Origin of the sequence: Streptomyces noursei ATCC 11455 (assembly GCF_001704275.1) — a bacterium.
In the GTDB taxonomy this organism is placed as follows: Bacteria; Actinomycetota; Actinomycetes; order Streptomycetales; family Streptomycetaceae; genus Streptomyces; species Streptomyces noursei.
This window is the reverse complement of sequence record NZ_CP011533.1, coordinates 8,485,092-8,500,608: the sequence shown is the minus strand read 5'-3', so window position 1 is coordinate 8,500,608 and position 15,517 is coordinate 8,485,092. Positions and strand designations below refer to the sequence as shown.

The following is a 15,517-nucleotide window of genomic DNA, read 5'->3' as shown; positions in this document are numbered from 1 at the left end:
CTTGCCGGGAAGTGACGCCCGGTAGTCATTATCGCCGGGAAGCGCGGGCGACGGTCGGAGTGTCCATGGGTCGATACGGGGCAGGCGGACACCCCCCGACCTCCCGCCGCGGCGGGTCACGCCTCCCGAACGGTGGACCGTCGGCGGTCGCCGACGGGGGCGCCCGCCGAGCGTTCGCCCTCCCGCACGTCCGCGCCGCGTTCCGCGCCCCCGTCACGCTCTGCGATGGATGAAGAAGGGCAGCAGTGTACGGATCTCGTCACATGCCGTCGGCTCCAAGTCGAGCGCCGTCAGGCAGTCGTGGGCCCTGTCGAGGTGCCGCTGGGCTTCGCTCCGGGTGGCGGAGCGCCCGCCCGCCTCCTCGATGAGATCCGCGGCCCTGCGGGCGCCGGCGTCGTCCAGCGTCCCGCCCGAAGCGAGAATCCCGGTGAGCCGCCGCGCGGCCGGCGTGTCCGAGGCCAGCGCCGCCAGGACGGGGTAGGTCTTCTTCAGCCGTCGCAGATCGCCGTGTGCCGGTTTGCCGGTGTCCTGCGGGTCGCCCCAGATGCCCAAGAGGTCGTCGACGGCCTGGAAGGCCACCCCGAGGTGCCGGCCGGCTCGCGTGAGGCCCGCGACGGTCGCGGCCGGGGCGCCGGCGAGCACGGCGCCCAGACCGGTGGCACACCCGAGCAGCGCACCGGTCTTGTGCTCGGCCATCGACCGGTACTCGCGTACCCGGACCGCGTCCGGCCCGGTCCACGGACGGAACTCGAAGCAGAGGTCGTCGGCCTGACCCCGCGCCATGTCGTGCAGGGCATCGGCCAGGTGTCGCACCGCCGCTCCGCCCTGTGCCGCGGGGGACTCGCAGAGGACTTGGGCGGCGAGGGCGCACATCGCGTCGCCGGCCAGGATCGCGGGTCCGGGACCGTAGGCCATCCACGTGCTCTCCCGCTGCCTACGGGTCTCGTCGCCGTCCATGATGTCGTCGTGCACGAGGGAGAAGGTGTGCACCAACTCCACGGTGACCGCACCGGCGAGCGCGCAGTCGGCAGGCGCTCCGGCGGCCTCCGCGCAGAGCACCGTGAGCGCCTGGCGCACCCCCTTGCCCTGGGGACCGGGGACGAAGCCGGCGTGCGCCTTCGTCCACCCGAGGGAGTGGGCTGCCATGTCGGCCAGCCACGGGTGCAGGCGCTCCACGGCCGCCACGAGCGCCGGTTGCACCAACTCGCGGCAGCGGGCCAGGGTTTGCGACGCGGTGGCCCGGGGCTCGGTAGCAGGCGTCATGATCGGGTGTCCTTTCGTGTGGAGCATTCATGTGCGCGACCGGGTCACCGTCCGCCGCCCACCGGTTGGCGGTCCGCGGGCAACGGGGACTCCGGTCGGCCGTCGTCGGGAACGGACCCCGCACACCGGACGCGGTCATGGCACGACGGGTGCGGGCCCTGCGGGTCTCGTCCCGTCCGCGCCGCGGTCCCGGCGGCGGGGCCACGGGGGACCCTTCGTCCCGTGCCACTGGAACGTCGGCGGCTCCGTACGGGAGCGGACGTCGTCCCGCACCTCGGCCGTCGGCAACGGCGGCGACGATGCCCGGCCGGCGGTACCTGCGCGGAGCCGGATCGGCGGTGGCCGCGCCGGGCAACGAGCAGGCGGCGAACCGGTCCCCCGCCCGATCCTGGGCGGCCTGGGGCACTCGGGTCGACTCGCGGTCCGGGGCGGTGCGGGCGGACTCCTGACGGCACGCTCCGCCGTACGGGACCCGGTCGCACGCCCCTTGTTCGGCCAGATTAGGTGGAGAACTGGCCGCGATGGATGACGGGCGGTACCGAAGGATTAAAAGGCCGCGCAGGTAGGCGGTGGGCGGGTACCGGCTGCCGGCAGCGGGCAGCCGGACGAGACGGGCACAGGTTCCGCGACCATGGAGTTGCGACGCTCTGTGGTCATGATGGACGACGACCACGACCGGCCGCCTGCCTGTCTGCGCGATCGTTTAGCCTCACGGGAGTTGATGCTCCGCAGCTTCGGGAGAACGACCTATGGCAGCCGTGCACGTGGCCGTGTGGGATGACCGCGATCGGGTCGGCGGAGGCCGGGCCCCGACGGCTTCGAGGGCCTCGGTGACCCCGGCGGCCGCTCCCCCCGCCCTCTTCATCCACAACATCTTCACCTGGGGCAGCGACTCCACGTACGGGTTTGCCGGGCAGCGGCCCCTCGCGGACAGCCGGCGGCTGCTCCTGATGGATCGCCGGGGTTACGGCGACAGCCCGGACACCGCGCGCAGCGACTTCGACGTCGACGCCGAGGACGTCGTGGAGGTTCTCGGCGCCGAAGCGTCCGCCGCGGGGCCAGGCGGCGCCCACCTCGTGGGGCACGGGAACGGCGCCGTCGCCGCGCTCATCGCCGCCGCGCGCCGGCCCGACCTCGTCCGATCCCTCGCCCTCGTCCAGCCCTCCGCCTTCACCGCCGCCGCGCACCATCCAGTCGTCGCCGACCTCCTCGACCGGGTGCGTGACGGTGCCCCGGGCATCCCGGACGGCGTCACGCCGGAGCAGTATCTGCGTGCGTCCACCGAGGGGTTGGGGATGGCCATGCCCGAGCCCACGTCGCGCCGGCTCCGTGCCGTTGCCACCTCCATGAGGGAGCGGCCCGTCTGGGAGGCGGAGATCCCGCTGGAGGCGATACGGGGCGCCGCCCTGCCGGTTCTGGTGATCTGCGGAACCTGGGAGCGCGCGCCGGCCGCGTACCGCGAGCACGTGGGGCTCCCTCTCATGGCCGTGGCCGAGTCCCTCACGGACTCCCTCGGGGGCCGCCTCCTGCGGGTGCCCGGGTACTACCCGCACACCCAGGAGCCCGCCGCCGTCAACGCCGCCCTGCGGGAGTTCTGGGGCTGACCCGGTTCCGCATCGGCTGCCCGGTCCCTTGGCCGGACTCAGGGGCCACTGACGTCAGGTCGGATCGCGGGTCGGGCGCGCGTCACCGTGGGTCGATGGGTGCACCGGCGCCCGAAGGGCCGCCGTCCGGCGCGGAGACCTCGGTGACCACCGCCGCGGGCGTCGCCTCGGGCCGGGCCGGTTCCGTAGCGACCTGCTCATATCCCGCGAGCACCAGCAGGACCGAGCACCAGCAGGACATCGGCCTCGGCACTGCGCTCCGCGGCGAGCAGACTGACGGTGGGGTATGGCCTCAAGAGGGCGGCGGCCCGGCGCCGCTGAGGGGGTCGGCAACCAGGATGGTCAAAGAAACGCTCTCCCACACTTCTCCTGTCGGCGCCTTGGTCTCCCACGGGCCGTACTCGCGTCACTGGGCGGGCATTTGACGGTTCCCACGCTCCACACTGGAGCGACGCCCGACCGCGAGTAGCACGCTAAGGACCGCTCCCCTCGGTACACATGACGGCGCCCACCGAAAGGTTTGCGCCACACTGACCGAAGGGGTTGTCGGGTGCGCCCTCGACCGAAGCGGCTCGACATCGACCTGGCTCAGTACGGCCGGGCGGCCTGCCGGTGGGCCGGGGCGAGGCTGGTCGCCTCGTCCTTGGGGAAGCTGATCCTCTTCGGGTCTCCGTCCGAGGTGTACCGCCTGACCGTCCCGTCGCGGAGCTTGTCCAGCCAGGCCGTCGAGGTGAACTGGGCCTCCGGTCCGGTCGCCGCCTGGGAGCGGATCCGCGGGATGGCTCCCGGGTCGAAGGCGGTCGAGAACGGGGAGGGGGCCGGGTTGGCTCCCACCAGGTAGACGCCCTGGTGCTGGTAGCGCACACCGTTGGCGGCGCCCTTCAGCACCAGCTGCCGGGAGCGGGACATCGAACCGTTGGGAAGTGCCATCGACACCACCGACAGGCCGGGCACGGCCTGGGTGATCGCCCTCTGGTTGTCGGCGATGGCCTCCTGGGCGGTGGCGTCGTCCACCGTCCCCAGCGCGGTGTGCCGCAGGGTGTGGTTGCCGATCTCGAATTCGTGTCTGACGAGCCAGTCCAACGGCTTTCGGCCGCCCGGCTCTCGAAACGGGTCGGCGTTGACGAAGAAGGTCGCCACGGGGCGGAATCCGGGGTGCTTCCGGGCGACGTCCAGCAGGATGCCCACCGCGGTGTCGGACGCGGGCCGGCCGTCCGCGCCCAGACGGAACTGGCTGACGGTCGAGTCGTCGAAGGTCAGCACCACAGGGTGGGTACCGGCGGGAATGTCGATCTCCCCGCTGCTGAACTCCCGTGCGGTGACCGGTACGTATCCCTCCCGTGCCAGCCGTTCCAGCTCGGCGCGGAAGTCCTGCGGTGTGCGGTCGTACACACTCCGGGGCTCGGCCACCAGCTGGTGGTACATCAGCACCGGGACCGCACCGAGCTCGTCGGCCTGCACTGCCGCCGGGTCGGCGACGGCCGCCTGCCCGCCGGCCTTGTGTGCCCTGCCCGACGGCTCGTTTCGGCCCCGCTCCAGCGCGGAGTGGCCTGCCGAGCAGGCGGTGAGCAACAGGACGGCCGATGCGACGATGGCCGCGCCACCGCTTCGGCGGGATGGCCGCATGATGCCTCCGGATGTGAACGAGATGCTGTCCGTCGCCTCCAAGCCTGGGGCAACAGCGTGACCCACACCCCGGCGTGCTAGGCCGAATGCATGACTACCCGCTCGAAACCTCTTGGGCGGACGGCGTGGCGGCTATCTCATGACGCAAGAAACCCTCTTTCGAGAACGGCAGAGTGGACATGCGTGGACACCGACCCCGAATACGAACCGCAGTCATCACCATCTCCCTGGTGGTCCCGGCCTGCACGGCGCTCGGCGCCTTCGCCATACAGTCCCTGTCTCACCAGCTGCGGGTCGAGGGGCTCCGCAGCGAGGGCGTGTTGGGCCGAGCCGACGTCAGCAACCCGCGCCTTGCGATCACGTCCGAGGAAGGAGCCGACGACCTGGCCGAGCTGGAGGTGCGACTCGACGGGAAGCCGGTGCACACGCACCGGGCCGACGGCCGCGTCATACTCGACGCCCCCGTGCTCGCCGAGGGCAGGCACGAACTGACGGCCACATCCCACAGTGGCCTGCTCTTCCTGCACCACATATCCCGGACGTTCACGGTGGACACCTCCGCACCGAAACTGCGGCTGTCCCCCGCCCGAGCCACCCGGCCCGGCGCACCGGTGACGGTACGCGGCCGGGTCGAGGACGCCGGGCAGGTGAAGGTCTCCATAGCCGGTGCGTCGGTGCCCGTCCGCGGCGACGGCACCTTCTCCCGGCGGCTCGAACGGCCCCCCGCCCGTATCGACGTGGCGGCCACGGACGCGGGCGGCAACGTCACCCGCGGGCACGTGGACGCGGTCGCGCCCTACCCCCTCACCCGGGCCGCGCACCTGACCGCCATCGGATGGGCCTCGCCGGAGGTCCGCGAGCCGGTTCTCCAGCTCATCAAGGACAGGAAGCTCAACACCATCGAGCTCGACATCAAGGACGAGGACGGCGAGGTCGGCTACGGCTCCACGGTGCCACTGGCCCGCGAGATCGGCGCCGTGAAGAACCGCTACGACGCACACGAGGTGCTCGCCACCCTGCACGGCATGGGAGCCCGCGTCGTCGGCCGCATCGTCGCCTTCCGCGATCCCATGCTGGCCCAGGCATCCCACCGCCAGGGCAAGGACAACCGCCTGGTCCAGGCCCCCGACGGCAGCCCGTACGACGGCGGCCACTACGGCAAGCTCTCCTTCACCAACTTCGCCGATCCCGAGGTCCGCCGGTACAACATCGCCCTGGCCACCGAAGCGGCCAAGCTGGGCTTCGACGACATCCTGTACGACTACGTGCGCCGCCCCGACGGGAAGCTCTCCACGCTGCGCTTCCCCGGCCTGGGCAACCAGACCCCCGAAAAGTCCATCGCCGAGTTCGTCGCCGACACCCGCCGCAGCGTCCGCCCGCAAGGCGCGTACCTCGGGGTCTCGGTCTTCGGCATCGCCGCCACCCGGCCCACCGAAATCGCCCAGGACATCCCCGCCATGGCCCAACACGCCGACTACATCGCCCCCATGGTCTACCCCTCGCACTGGGCCGCCGGCGAGTACGGGGTCACCAGCCCGAACGCCAGCCCCTACGAGATCGTCAACCGGTCGCTGGCCGACTTCGCCACACAGGTCAAGGGCACCGGAGCCACGATCGTCCCCTGGCTCCAGGACTTCTCCCTCGGCGTCCACTACGGCCCCGGTGAAGTCGCCGACCAGATCAGGGCGGCGGCGGGGGACGGCATGAACTCCTTCCTGCTCTGGAACGCCGGAGCCACCTATCAAGGGGCGGCGCTCGCCACCCTGCGGTGACAGGAGCCGGGTGGCAGAGTCGCATCTCCACACCTGTCCGGGACGAATGTCACGGCCTTGCGTGGCGCTGGATGAGGTCCAGGAGGCGGAGCACGGCGGCGTCCGCGTCGGGCCGGTGGACGGCGGCGACGGTCGTCTCCAGGTGCGGCGACGATCCGCGCAGCGGCACGAAGGCGATTCCGGGGACGGGGAAGTCCCGCAGGTCCTCCGGCAGAAGGCTGACGCACAGCCCGGCGGCGACGTAGCCGAGCAGGCCGGTGAGGTCGTCGGCCCCGGCGCGGCGCGCGCTGGGCATGGGCCACATCATCGCGGGCGCGGGCGCGGGCCGCGCCCTGGCCCTGCACGGGGCCGACGTGCTCAACCTCTGGCGCCCGCACGAGCTGGAGCACGACGTCACGTACCTCTCCGCGAACGTCGGCGTGCGCTCGGCCACCGTGAGCCCGTACACCCCCGAAGGTCTGGCGCGTGTCCACGCGCTCCAGTCGGGCGCCGACGTCTTCTTCGCCAACCGCCGCCCCGGCTATCTGGAGTCCGTCGGCCTGTCCGAGGAGGAGGCGATCGCCCGGCGGCCGGGGCTCGTCCACGCGACCGTCTCGCTCAACGGGCGCAGTGGCCCGTGGGCCGACTACCTCGGCTTCGACCAGACCGCGGGCGCGCTGACCGGCCTGCTGCACCTGGAGGGCGACGGCGACAAGCCCGCCCTGCCGCCGATCACCGTGGTCAACGACTACCTGGTCTCGTGGTTCCTGACCGCCGGCATCGTGGAGGCCCTGCGCCGCCGCGCCGTCGACGGTGGCAGCTACCGGGTCCACGTCTCCCTGTCCCGCGTCGCCCTGTGGATCCTCGGCATGGGCGTCTTCGACAAGGACTACGCCACCGAGATCGCCGGCACCGGCGGGGACCACGCCTACCCCGCCCCGGAGACCTTCACCGCCCAGACCCCGCTCGGCCACTACCAGGGCGTCACCGACCAGGTGCGGATGTCCGACACCCCGGGCGCGTACCGGCACGTGCTCCTGCCGCGCGGCGCCTGCCGCCCTGAATGGCTCCCCCGCAGCTGAGACACCGCCTCGCGGGGGCCGTCCGTCCGCCCGCTCGCCCTCGGGCGGACGGACGGTCACGGTGACGAGGAACGGGTCACCCACGGACCGGCGAAGCGTCGTTCGGTGAAGGGCACTGCCGAAGGGCACCACTGCTGGTGGAACGCGGGCGGCGCTGTGCCACCTGGCCATCGCCTCACCTGTCAGTGATCGCGGAGAGCCATGCGCCGTCCTCCGGGCCCGGCGCTTCGGGGCCGGGCGCGGGCAGCCAGCGGACCTCGCCCGAGCGCAGGGCGACCGTGGCCCGTGGTCTCATCGGCCCGTCGCCCCTGCGTGCGAGCAGGACGAGTTCCCAGACCGTCGCCGTCATGGCGTCGAGCCGGGTGGCGCAGTCGGCGGTGACTCGCCGCGGATCCCGGGTCCGCCCCAGGGACAGATGGGGGGTGAAGTCCCTGGCGGACGCACGACAGCGCGGGAACCGCTGCTGCAGTGCCCGGTGCAGATGTGCCCACGGCGCCTTGCCGGTGGCCGTAGGGTCGAGCCACACGGTGACGTACGCCCGCTGCGGGAAGGTGCGCACCCCGTCCAGGCGGGCGGTGAAGACCGGCGCTTCGGCCGTCGCTGCGGCGAGCAACGGGGCCGCCCGCTCGAAGTCGGACTCCGGCACGAAGCCGAAGAGCACATTGACATGCGGCGGCCAGCGGTGGATCTGGGGATCGTAGTCCCGGCGGATGTCCTGGATCGGCGGCCACAGCTCCGCAGGCGGGATCCAGGCCACCACCGTGCGGGCCGTCGGGGACACATCGAGGGCACCGGCAGGCCCGCTCGTGGCGAAACCCAGGTGCGCTTGCGGGGCCCGCACCCGGCCGGCCCCCGACGCGTCGATGCGGTCCACACCTGTGGTCCGGTCCCAGACCACCTCGCCGTCCGCCTCGATGAACATCACCCGGTGCCACGGGATGTCGCCCCCGGGAACAAAGAAGGGCAGCGGAATGCGTTTGACGGCATCCCTGCGCTGGCTGATCCCCAGCACGAACCGGGCCGGGTCGAACCGCGGATCCCAGCAGACCCGGTGATAGATCTCGTCGCTGGTTCGCATCACGCCCCCTCTCCCGCCTTCACCCCATTCTCTTCCCCAGGATGCCGCCAGCCCTGTCCCTGACGGTCGCTCCGCTCCGTACCGCGACGCGCCAGGTGCGGTGCGTGATGACGCCGGCGTGCGTCGAGAGCAGGGGGACGGGCGCGTCGAACAGGGTCCTGATGACCGGTTCGGCACCGAGGACCGCCCGGATCCGCCTGATCGACCGGGTGGCGAGCATCGAGTCGCCGCCCAGCGCGAAGAAGTCGTCGTCGACACCTCATGGAAGCCCAGTCCGCAGATCGGCCCACTAGGGTCGGAAGCATGACGACATCCCTTGCCGGCAGTGCCTTCGACTCGCTCCGTCTCGATGCCGTGCCCGACCAAGAGGCGCTGCGCCGGGCCTACGCAGCCCCGAGCGACGCGGCAGTGCGGAAACAGATGACCGAACTCACCGAGCAGACCCGGCGGTTGATCGGCTGCTCATCGCTGGTCCTGGTCGCCAGCGCGGACGCCGAGGGCAACTGTGACGTCTCCCCGCGCGGCGGCCCCGCCGGGTTCGTCTCCGTCCTGGACTCACGGACGGTGGCGATACCGGACGCGACCGGCAACAAGCGTCTGGACACCCTGCAGAACGTCGTCGCCACCGGACGGGCCGGGCTGCTGTTCGTCATCCCGGGACGCACCACGACGCTCAGGGTGAACGGCCGGGCCTGCGTCTCCACCCGCCCAGAGCTGCTGTCGCAACTGACCGCCGTGGGCAAGCCGCCGGCCAGTGCGCTGGTGCTGGGGATCGAGGAGGTCTACCCGCACTGCCCCAAGTCGCTGCTGCGCAGCGCGGCCTGGAAGCCGGGGCAGTGGCTGCCGGCGGACGCCCAGCCGGCCTCGGCCGAGGTGACGCTGGCCCAACTGCGGATGCCGGAGCTCACGATCGCCGACATCGAGCAGGCGGAGGCGGACTCGCTGAAGTACCGGTACGAGTAGCGGGCCGGCCTGCGACTGCTGACCCACCAGCCAGCCACGCCCCTGTCACCTTTGCCCACAGGACACCCCTCGGCTGGAAGGCCGTGGGGCACATGCCGGCCACAACCTTCCCGTCCTCGGTCGCCGGTCGGGCGGCGGTTGCCTCCGCCCGACCGCCGACCGACCGGCCAGCCCCCCCGCCCCGGCCCGGATCGACGCCCCACCGCCCGCCGTTGGCCGGAACCCGCAGGCCGGACGTCTGCAGGGCGACGAACATGCCGTCCGCGCGATAAGCAGTCCCGCCTCCCCGGACCCCTCACCCAATGAGTCCACCATGCGAAAGGGTCTTTCCATTCTTGGCGTTGATCGCTAGCGTCCTCCGCTGACGACGCGAGCGCCTCCGCACGCGTCCGGACCGAGCGACGAGGGGAACCACCCGTGCCGGCACCAATCGACCTGCGCAGCGACACCTTAAGCACCATCACTCCGCAGATGCGCCGCTACATGGCGGACGCCGAGGTGGGCGACGACCTCTACGGCGGAGACCCCACCACCCAGCGCCTGGAGCGCCGTTGCGCCGAACTCCTCGGAAAAGAGGCAGCGCTCTTCACCGCGAGCGGCACCCTGAGCAACCAGCTGGCGATCCGCGTGCACACGGACCGCGGCAGCGAAATCGTCACCGACGCGAAGTACCACATCAACTTCTTCGAGAGTGCGGCCACCGCCGATCTGTCCGGCGTCGTGCTCAACCCCGTGGACAGCCCGGACGGCATCCTCACGCCCCGCCTCCTGGACGCCGCCGTTGACCGCAAGCGGCGTGCCCGGCTCACCTCCGCCCCGTCCCTGGTATGGGTCGAGAACACCGTCAACTACTACGGCGGCAGGGCGATTTCGGTGTCCGACCTGGCCGACCTGCGCGCGGCCTCGCTCGCCAAGGGCCTGCCGACGCACATGGATGGCGCCCGGCTGCCCAACGCGAGCGTCGCCACCGGCGCCTCGCTCGCCGAGTACGCCGCCACCGTGGACACCGTCGCGGTCTCCTTCGCCAAGGCCCTCGGCGCGCCCTTCGGCAGTGTCCTCGCCGGCCCGGCCGAACTGATCGAGCGGGCCGGCGTCTACCGCCTGTGGTACGGCGGCGGCCTGCACCAGTCCGGCTTCATGGCGGCCGCCGCGCTGTACGCCCTGGAACACAACATCGACCGGCTCGCCGAGGATCACGCCCACGCCCGGTTGCTGCGCGAACTCCTCGTCGAGAGCCCGGCGTTCACCGCCCCTGAACCCGAGACCAACATGGTCATCGCGGATGTCTCCGGCACCGGCCTCAGCTCGGCGGAGTTCGTCTCGGCCGCCGCCGAAGCCGGTGTGAAGGTCGCCCGCTGGACCGACACACAGGTCCGGATCGTCGCGCGACTCGGCGTGGACGAGGCCGTCGTACGCGACGCCGTGCGGCGCCTGCACCGGGTGGCCGACCGGCAGCCCTCCCCGGCCATGAAGCCATGACGTACACGGACCTGTGGGCACCGCTCGACTGGCCGGGATTCGGTGGTGTCACCCTCGTCGCCCTGCTGTTCCTGTGTGTGACGGCCCTTCTCGCTGGCGCGGTCGACGCCATCGTGGGTGGCGGCGGTCTGCTGCAACTGCCGGCGATGCTCCTCGTCAACCCCGGTGGGGCGGTGGTCCATTCGCTGGCCACCAGCAAGATGGTCGGTCTGGTGGGCACCTCCGCCGCAGCCGTCACCTTCGCCCGCAGGACGCCCCTCGACTGGAAGGCCGTGGGGCGGATGGCAGCCACGACCTTCCCGGCCTCGGTCGCCGGGGCGGCGGTCGCCTCCGCCCTGCCCAAGTCGGTCCTGAACACCGTGGTGCTGTGCGCCCTGGTGATCGTGGGCCTGTACACCTGGCGCAAACCCGAGTTCGGCGTGGACGAGGTCCGCCGCTTCGGACGCCGCGGCGAACTGATCGCCATGGCGGTGGGCGGTGCGGCCATCGGCTTCTGGGACGGCCTCGGCCCGCCCGGCACCGGCTCCTTCCTGGTGTTCCTCCTCGTCGGAGTCATCGGCTACGCCTTCCTGCGCGCCTCCGCCGTGGCCAAGGTCGTCAACATCGCCGCCAACCTCGGGGCACTGGTCTTCTTCATCCCCGCCGGCAAGGTGCTGTGGGGCCTCGGCGGCGCCATGGCCGTGTGCAACCTCGTGGGCGGCATCCTCGGCGCCTCCCTGGCCATGAAGCGCGGCTCCACCTTCGTACGCAAGGTCTTCCTGGTGGTCGTCTCGGGCCTGGTGATCAGCGTGACCTGGAAGCTGTCGCTGGCGTAGACCGCGGTGCAGAGGAATCCCCTCTGCACCGCCATCGGCCCACACCCAGCATGAACCGGCCAGCTCCTTCAACCAACGAGGGGAACGCCGGCAACTATCTCGACATCAAGATAGATTGGTGAGCGAAGAGACGGAGGGGATGTCATGGGGATGGACTTTCACAGCGCGGCCAACCGGCTCACCTACACGCGACGCTCGGCCGGGGAGGACTGGGCACGGGTAATGCGGGGCTTGGTATCTCCGGACAACGCACGGGTGGCGGATGTCGGCTGCGGGGGCGGGGTGTACTGCACGGCCTGGCTGGAGCTGGGCGCGGCCGAGGTGACGGGGGTCGACTTCTCCACCGTCATGCTCTCGGCCGCGCGGGAACACTGCGGACGACGACCAGGGCTCTCCTTCCGGCAAGGCGAGGCATCCGCCACGGGGCTGCCGGACAGCAGTGCCGACATCGTCTTCCAACGGGCATTGATCCACCACCTCGACGACCTGCGTGCATGCTTCCGGGAGGCACGGCGGGTACTGGCACCCGGGGGCCGGCTCGTCGTACAGGATCGGACGGTCGACGACGTATTGCAGCCCGGCTCGGCGGAGCATGTGCGGGGGTACTTCTTCGAGAAGTTCCCCTTCCTCGTGGATGTCGAGCGAAGGCGGCGACCGTCGGGCGAAGAGGTCGAGGCGGCGATGCGGGCGGCCGGGTTCGGGGACGTGCACGGTGTGCCACTGGCAGAGCTTCGACGGGAGTACGCGGGGGCGGACGAGGTACGGGACGACGTGCTGGCGCGTACCGGCCGGTCGATTCTGCACGAGCTGAGTGACGATCAACTCATGGACTTGGCTGACCACTTGACCGATCGCCTGCGAAGCGTGGAAGGCATCAGGGAGGTGGACTACTGGACTGTATGGGTGGCTTCCGGGTGACCGGCTGAGAGAGGACCGACGGGAGGCGAAGGTGCAGCCGCCTATCTCGCCCTCCTCGGCCGCGCCCTGGCCCGGCGCGGAGTGGTCGGGGCGGTGGCGGTGGTGGTGGTGGCGTCAACGAGTCAGCCCTGATCACACATTCCATGCACCGCGCACCGTCGGTGCCCGTGGGGACCGGGAGCGGTTCGTCACACCCCACCAACGCGGGCACGACTCCACCAGGCACCCCCACAGGCTCCGGACCAGCCGATTCAGTCACACCCACGAAGTGCGGAGCTCTAGAGGACAACTCCGGAGGACAGCTCCGGAGGACAGCGCAAGAGCCCGTGCCGGCTCAGGCGAACGGCGGCGCCTCGGCCGTGGCGTTCAGCGCCGTCACCACGGTCTGCTCCTCGAAGTCGAAGTGGGACTCCAGGCGGGTGGCCAGCTCTTCGAGTTCGGCGCGCAGTCGGACGGGGTCGGAACCGCCGGGCACGAATCCCTCAACGAGCGCCTGGATGGAGTCCTGGAGCTGGGCCACCACCTTGTGTTGCTCGCTGAGCTGGGCGAGTGCCGGGGCGAGCGCGGGGAACTGTGCGGCCAGCGAGGGAAAGACGGCCATGTCCTCGCCGGTGTGGTGTCGGCGCAATGCTCCGCAGAAGCTGAGGCAGTGGGTGCGCATCTGCTGTGCGAGGTCCGGCGGGGTCGTCTCGATGGTCTCCGCGGTGCCGTCGATCACCCGGTCCGCCTGGCCTCGGAGTGTCCTGAGCTCGCCGCGCAGCCAGTCGTGCACCTCGACGATCCAGTCCCCCATGCCCTTCACCCGCTCGTCACCAGGCTTGGGCTCGATCCGGTGCAGCACGACGACCGGGATCTCACGGGTGGTCTTGGCCTGGTAGTCGCCGTACCCGGGCGCCTCGGCCACCACCCGCTCGAAGAGCCGGTCGCGTTCGGCTCCCTGCGGTATGGCGGCGATGGCGCGGTAGGTCTCCTCGCCGGTCTCGACCGTCACGATGGGGTTCTTGCGGACGTTGTGATACCAGCCGGGATGCCGGTCCGATCCGTTCGCTGACGCGATGACAACGCCCTTGCCGTCGATGACGAGGTAGCCGAGGGGGGTCTCACGGGGCAGTCCGCTCCTGGCCCCGGTCGTCGTCAGCACGGTCAGCGACCAGCCCTCGAACATTCCGATCATCTTGCCGTTGTTCTCGCGGAACTCGGCGATGATCCTCCGCTGGAAATCGTTGACGTCGAAGCCGGACCAGCTGGTCTCGGCCTGCTCCTCGCTCATGCACTTCCTTTCAGGTTTCATCCGGAAAGGAGGGCGGCTGCACAGGAAAACAACACAGAAAAACCCGCATGCCTACGCAATGGAATGGGCGCAGCGAACCCCCGCTTCAGGGGTTGACGAAACTGCGAGAGACGGACGTGCCGGTCCCTGTGTTGGCTGAGTAGCCACTACCTCCATACGTAGGCCCATACGGGGCTCGCTGAGACTGTAACGCCGATCGCCAGAGGGTGGCAAGACCAGCCGCCGGGCATCGGTCGCGGCCGGGCGGTCCTCAAGTCGCCTTCTGGCGCGTTCCTTTGCACAGACACCACCCCATGGGCCACTTCAGTGACTTGAGGATGCAACCTTTTCGCAGTGCGAGGGGTCATGCATACATAAGGCGCGGGTGCGCGCATACACGTATGCCTGTAGGCGTACTCATGCACACCATGCACACCATGCGCCATGCACGGCCTGAACGGGACGAACGTCAACCTGTGCCGTCCAGGCGGCACTTGGGATCCGAGAGGTCTGCTGGATGAGGATACGCCGCGCCCTGACGGCCGCCGCGGCGGCTGCCGTGATAGCGCCCGCCACCGTACTGGCCGCGCCCGCCGTCGCGTTAGCAACGGAACCGGTGTCCGAGGCCGGTCCCCGCACGCCCACCTCGCCCGACTCCCCCGGTGCCGCGACACCGTCGGACCGGCCAGCGGAATCCGCAACGGGCGGGGGCGGAACGGGTAACCGCGACGAGGCGGCCCGCCCCTCCCCAGGCAAGCCGCCGAAAGCCGCCGGGACCACCGATGGGACCACTGAGGAGAACACTGGGGGCACCACTGGGGGGACCACCGGCGCGGGTGGTGCCACCGGTGGCGGCAAGGACACCGGTGATTCCGATGGTGCGGGCCAGCCCTGCGCTTTCGAGTCCGACCAGTTGCTGACCGTCCACGGACTGCCGTCCCAGCTGGCTGCGGGCGGCGCCTGGACCCCGTTCTCCATGAGTCTCACCAACACCACCGGCAAGCCCCTGGCGGAGGTCCAGCCCTTCCTGCTCGTGTCCTCCGCCGAAGACGTCGACCGGCCGTACTGGGAGCTGGAAACCGAGTACCGCGACGTCAGGACGGGGCAGTGGAAGACCTTCCATGACGCGACGCCCGACGAGCTGTTCGGCTCCTTCGCCGTCGGTCCGGGCAGCGCCATCACGCTCCAACTGCGCACCCGCGTGGTCAAGGACGCCAAGCCCGGCGCCGGGTACGCGCTGGCCGCCGGCGACTACCGCAACCGCGACGGTTCGTGTGGTTCGGCCAAGGAAGCCTGGTACGACTTCACCATCCTCCCCGCGAGCGCGAAGCCGACGCACCCCCCGACCACCAAGCCGGATGGGCCGGGCACGTCGGGTGGCACGGCCGAGCCCGGCCAGAGCGCCGCGTCCGGCGGCGGTACGGGTGGTTCCGATTCCACCGGTGGCCTCAGCCCTCAGGGCGACGCCCAACTCGCCGCGACCGGCTCCTCGTCCACGCTCCCGGCGATCGCTCTCGCCGGCGGAGCCGCGATGGTGGTCGGCGGAGGTGCGGTCATCGGCGCGCGCCGCCGGAGGGGCCCGGCCGGTCCGGGCGCCACGGACGTCACCGCGTAGGCCCCGCCTTCTCTCCGAGAACCTGACAACCCAAGGATCCATGGCCTTGGAAG

General features: G+C 71.0%; 14 protein-coding genes and 1 pseudogene. 8 read left to right on the top strand and 7 right to left on the bottom strand.

Annotation, left to right across the window (positions count from 1 at the left end; genetic code table 11):
* Window positions 1–213: 213 nt before the first annotated feature.
* Complete coding sequence (locus SNOUR_RS36150; protein ID WP_067355610.1) at window positions 214–1,263, bottom strand: polyprenyl synthetase family protein; 1,050 nt, start codon at window positions 1,261–1,263, stop codon at window positions 214–216.
* Between the two features lie 749 nt (window positions 1,264–2,012).
* Between SNOUR_RS36150 and SNOUR_RS36145 the strand changes: the two genes are divergently transcribed.
* Window positions 2,013–2,867, top strand: coding sequence for an alpha/beta fold hydrolase (locus tag SNOUR_RS36145; protein ID WP_079143091.1), 855 nt, complete (start codon window positions 2,013–2,015; stop codon window positions 2,865–2,867).
* An 82-nt stretch (window positions 2,868–2,949) separates the two neighbouring features.
* Here SNOUR_RS36145 and SNOUR_RS46595 read toward each other — a convergent pair whose 3' ends face one another.
* Window positions 2,950–3,120 carry a hypothetical protein gene (locus SNOUR_RS46595; RefSeq protein ID WP_159425986.1) on the bottom strand — a complete coding sequence of 57 codons (171 nt, stop codon included), beginning with the start codon at window positions 3,118–3,120 and terminating at the stop codon, window positions 2,950–2,952.
* Window positions 3,121–3,455: 335 nt separating this feature from the next.
* Window positions 3,456–4,493 (bottom strand): polysaccharide deacetylase family protein, encoded by a 1,038-nt coding sequence (locus SNOUR_RS36140; RefSeq protein WP_067355606.1) that lies wholly within the window; start codon window positions 4,491–4,493, stop codon window positions 3,456–3,458.
* A gap of 179 nt (window positions 4,494–4,672) precedes the next feature.
* Here SNOUR_RS36140 and SNOUR_RS36135 point away from each other — a divergent pair, with 179 nt between their 5' ends.
* Window positions 4,673–6,265: a putative glycoside hydrolase gene (locus SNOUR_RS36135; RefSeq protein WP_067359064.1), complete on the top strand. Its 1,593-nt coding sequence runs from the start codon at window positions 4,673–4,675 to the stop codon at window positions 6,263–6,265.
* A gap of 49 nt (window positions 6,266–6,314) precedes the next feature.
* On the opposite strand, the gene SNOUR_RS36130 is transcribed toward SNOUR_RS36135, so the two are convergent.
* Window positions 6,315–6,560 (bottom strand): LysR substrate-binding domain-containing protein, encoded by a 246-nt coding sequence (locus SNOUR_RS36130; RefSeq protein ID WP_067355603.1) that lies wholly within the window; start codon window positions 6,558–6,560, stop codon window positions 6,315–6,317.
* Here SNOUR_RS36130 and SNOUR_RS36125 point away from each other — a divergent pair.
* On the top strand, window positions 6,559–7,326 hold the full coding sequence (locus tag SNOUR_RS36125) for a CoA transferase (RefSeq protein ID WP_312634822.1): 768 nt from the start codon (window positions 6,559–6,561) through the stop codon (window positions 7,324–7,326). The genes SNOUR_RS36130 and SNOUR_RS36125 overlap by 2 nt on opposite strands.
* Window positions 7,327–7,501: 175 nt before the next feature.
* Here SNOUR_RS36125 and SNOUR_RS36120 read toward each other — a convergent pair whose 3' ends face one another.
* Window positions 7,502–8,404 (bottom strand): RNA repair domain-containing protein, encoded by a 903-nt coding sequence (locus SNOUR_RS36120; protein ID WP_067355600.1) that lies wholly within the window; start codon window positions 8,402–8,404, stop codon window positions 7,502–7,504.
* Between the two features lie 19 nt (window positions 8,405–8,423).
* A pseudogene (locus tag SNOUR_RS49325) lies at window positions 8,424–8,648 on the bottom strand (phosphopantetheine-binding protein); the annotation flags it as partial.
* Between the two features lie 59 nt (window positions 8,649–8,707).
* Here SNOUR_RS49325 and SNOUR_RS36110 point away from each other — a divergent pair.
* The 4 genes from SNOUR_RS36110 to SNOUR_RS36095 all read left to right on the top strand — a co-directional run bounded on the left by SNOUR_RS36110 (window position 8,708) and on the right by SNOUR_RS36095 (window position 12,579).
* Window positions 8,708–9,367 carry an MSMEG_1061 family FMN-dependent PPOX-type flavoprotein gene (locus tag SNOUR_RS36110; RefSeq protein ID WP_067355595.1) on the top strand — a complete coding sequence of 220 codons (660 nt, stop codon included), beginning with the start codon at window positions 8,708–8,710 and terminating at the stop codon, window positions 9,365–9,367.
* A 417-nt stretch (window positions 9,368–9,784) separates the two neighbouring features.
* Window positions 9,785–10,846: a threonine aldolase family protein gene (locus tag SNOUR_RS36105; protein WP_079143088.1), complete on the top strand. Its 1,062-nt coding sequence runs from the start codon at window positions 9,785–9,787 to the stop codon at window positions 10,844–10,846.
* Entirely contained in the window at window positions 10,843–11,661 is an 819-nt protein-coding gene (locus SNOUR_RS36100; RefSeq protein ID WP_067355592.1) for a TSUP family transporter, read from the top strand. Before SNOUR_RS36105 ends, SNOUR_RS36100 begins: the two co-directional genes overlap by 4 nt.
* Window positions 11,662–11,805: 144 nt before the next feature.
* Window positions 11,806–12,579 (top strand): class I SAM-dependent methyltransferase, encoded by a 774-nt coding sequence (locus SNOUR_RS36095; protein ID WP_067355590.1) that lies wholly within the window; start codon window positions 11,806–11,808, stop codon window positions 12,577–12,579.
* 334 nt (window positions 12,580–12,913) lie between these two features.
* Here SNOUR_RS36095 and SNOUR_RS36090 read toward each other — a convergent pair whose 3' ends face one another.
* Window positions 12,914–13,849 carry a nitroreductase/quinone reductase family protein gene (locus SNOUR_RS36090; RefSeq protein WP_079143087.1) on the bottom strand — a complete coding sequence of 312 codons (936 nt, stop codon included), beginning with the start codon at window positions 13,847–13,849 and terminating at the stop codon, window positions 12,914–12,916.
* Window positions 13,850–14,366: 517 nt separating this feature from the next.
* Between SNOUR_RS36090 and SNOUR_RS36085 the strand changes: the two genes are divergently transcribed.
* Window positions 14,367–15,464 (top strand): LPXTG cell wall anchor domain-containing protein, encoded by a 1,098-nt coding sequence (locus tag SNOUR_RS36085; protein WP_067355587.1) that lies wholly within the window; start codon window positions 14,367–14,369, stop codon window positions 15,462–15,464.
* Window positions 15,465–15,517: the final 53 nt, after the last annotated feature.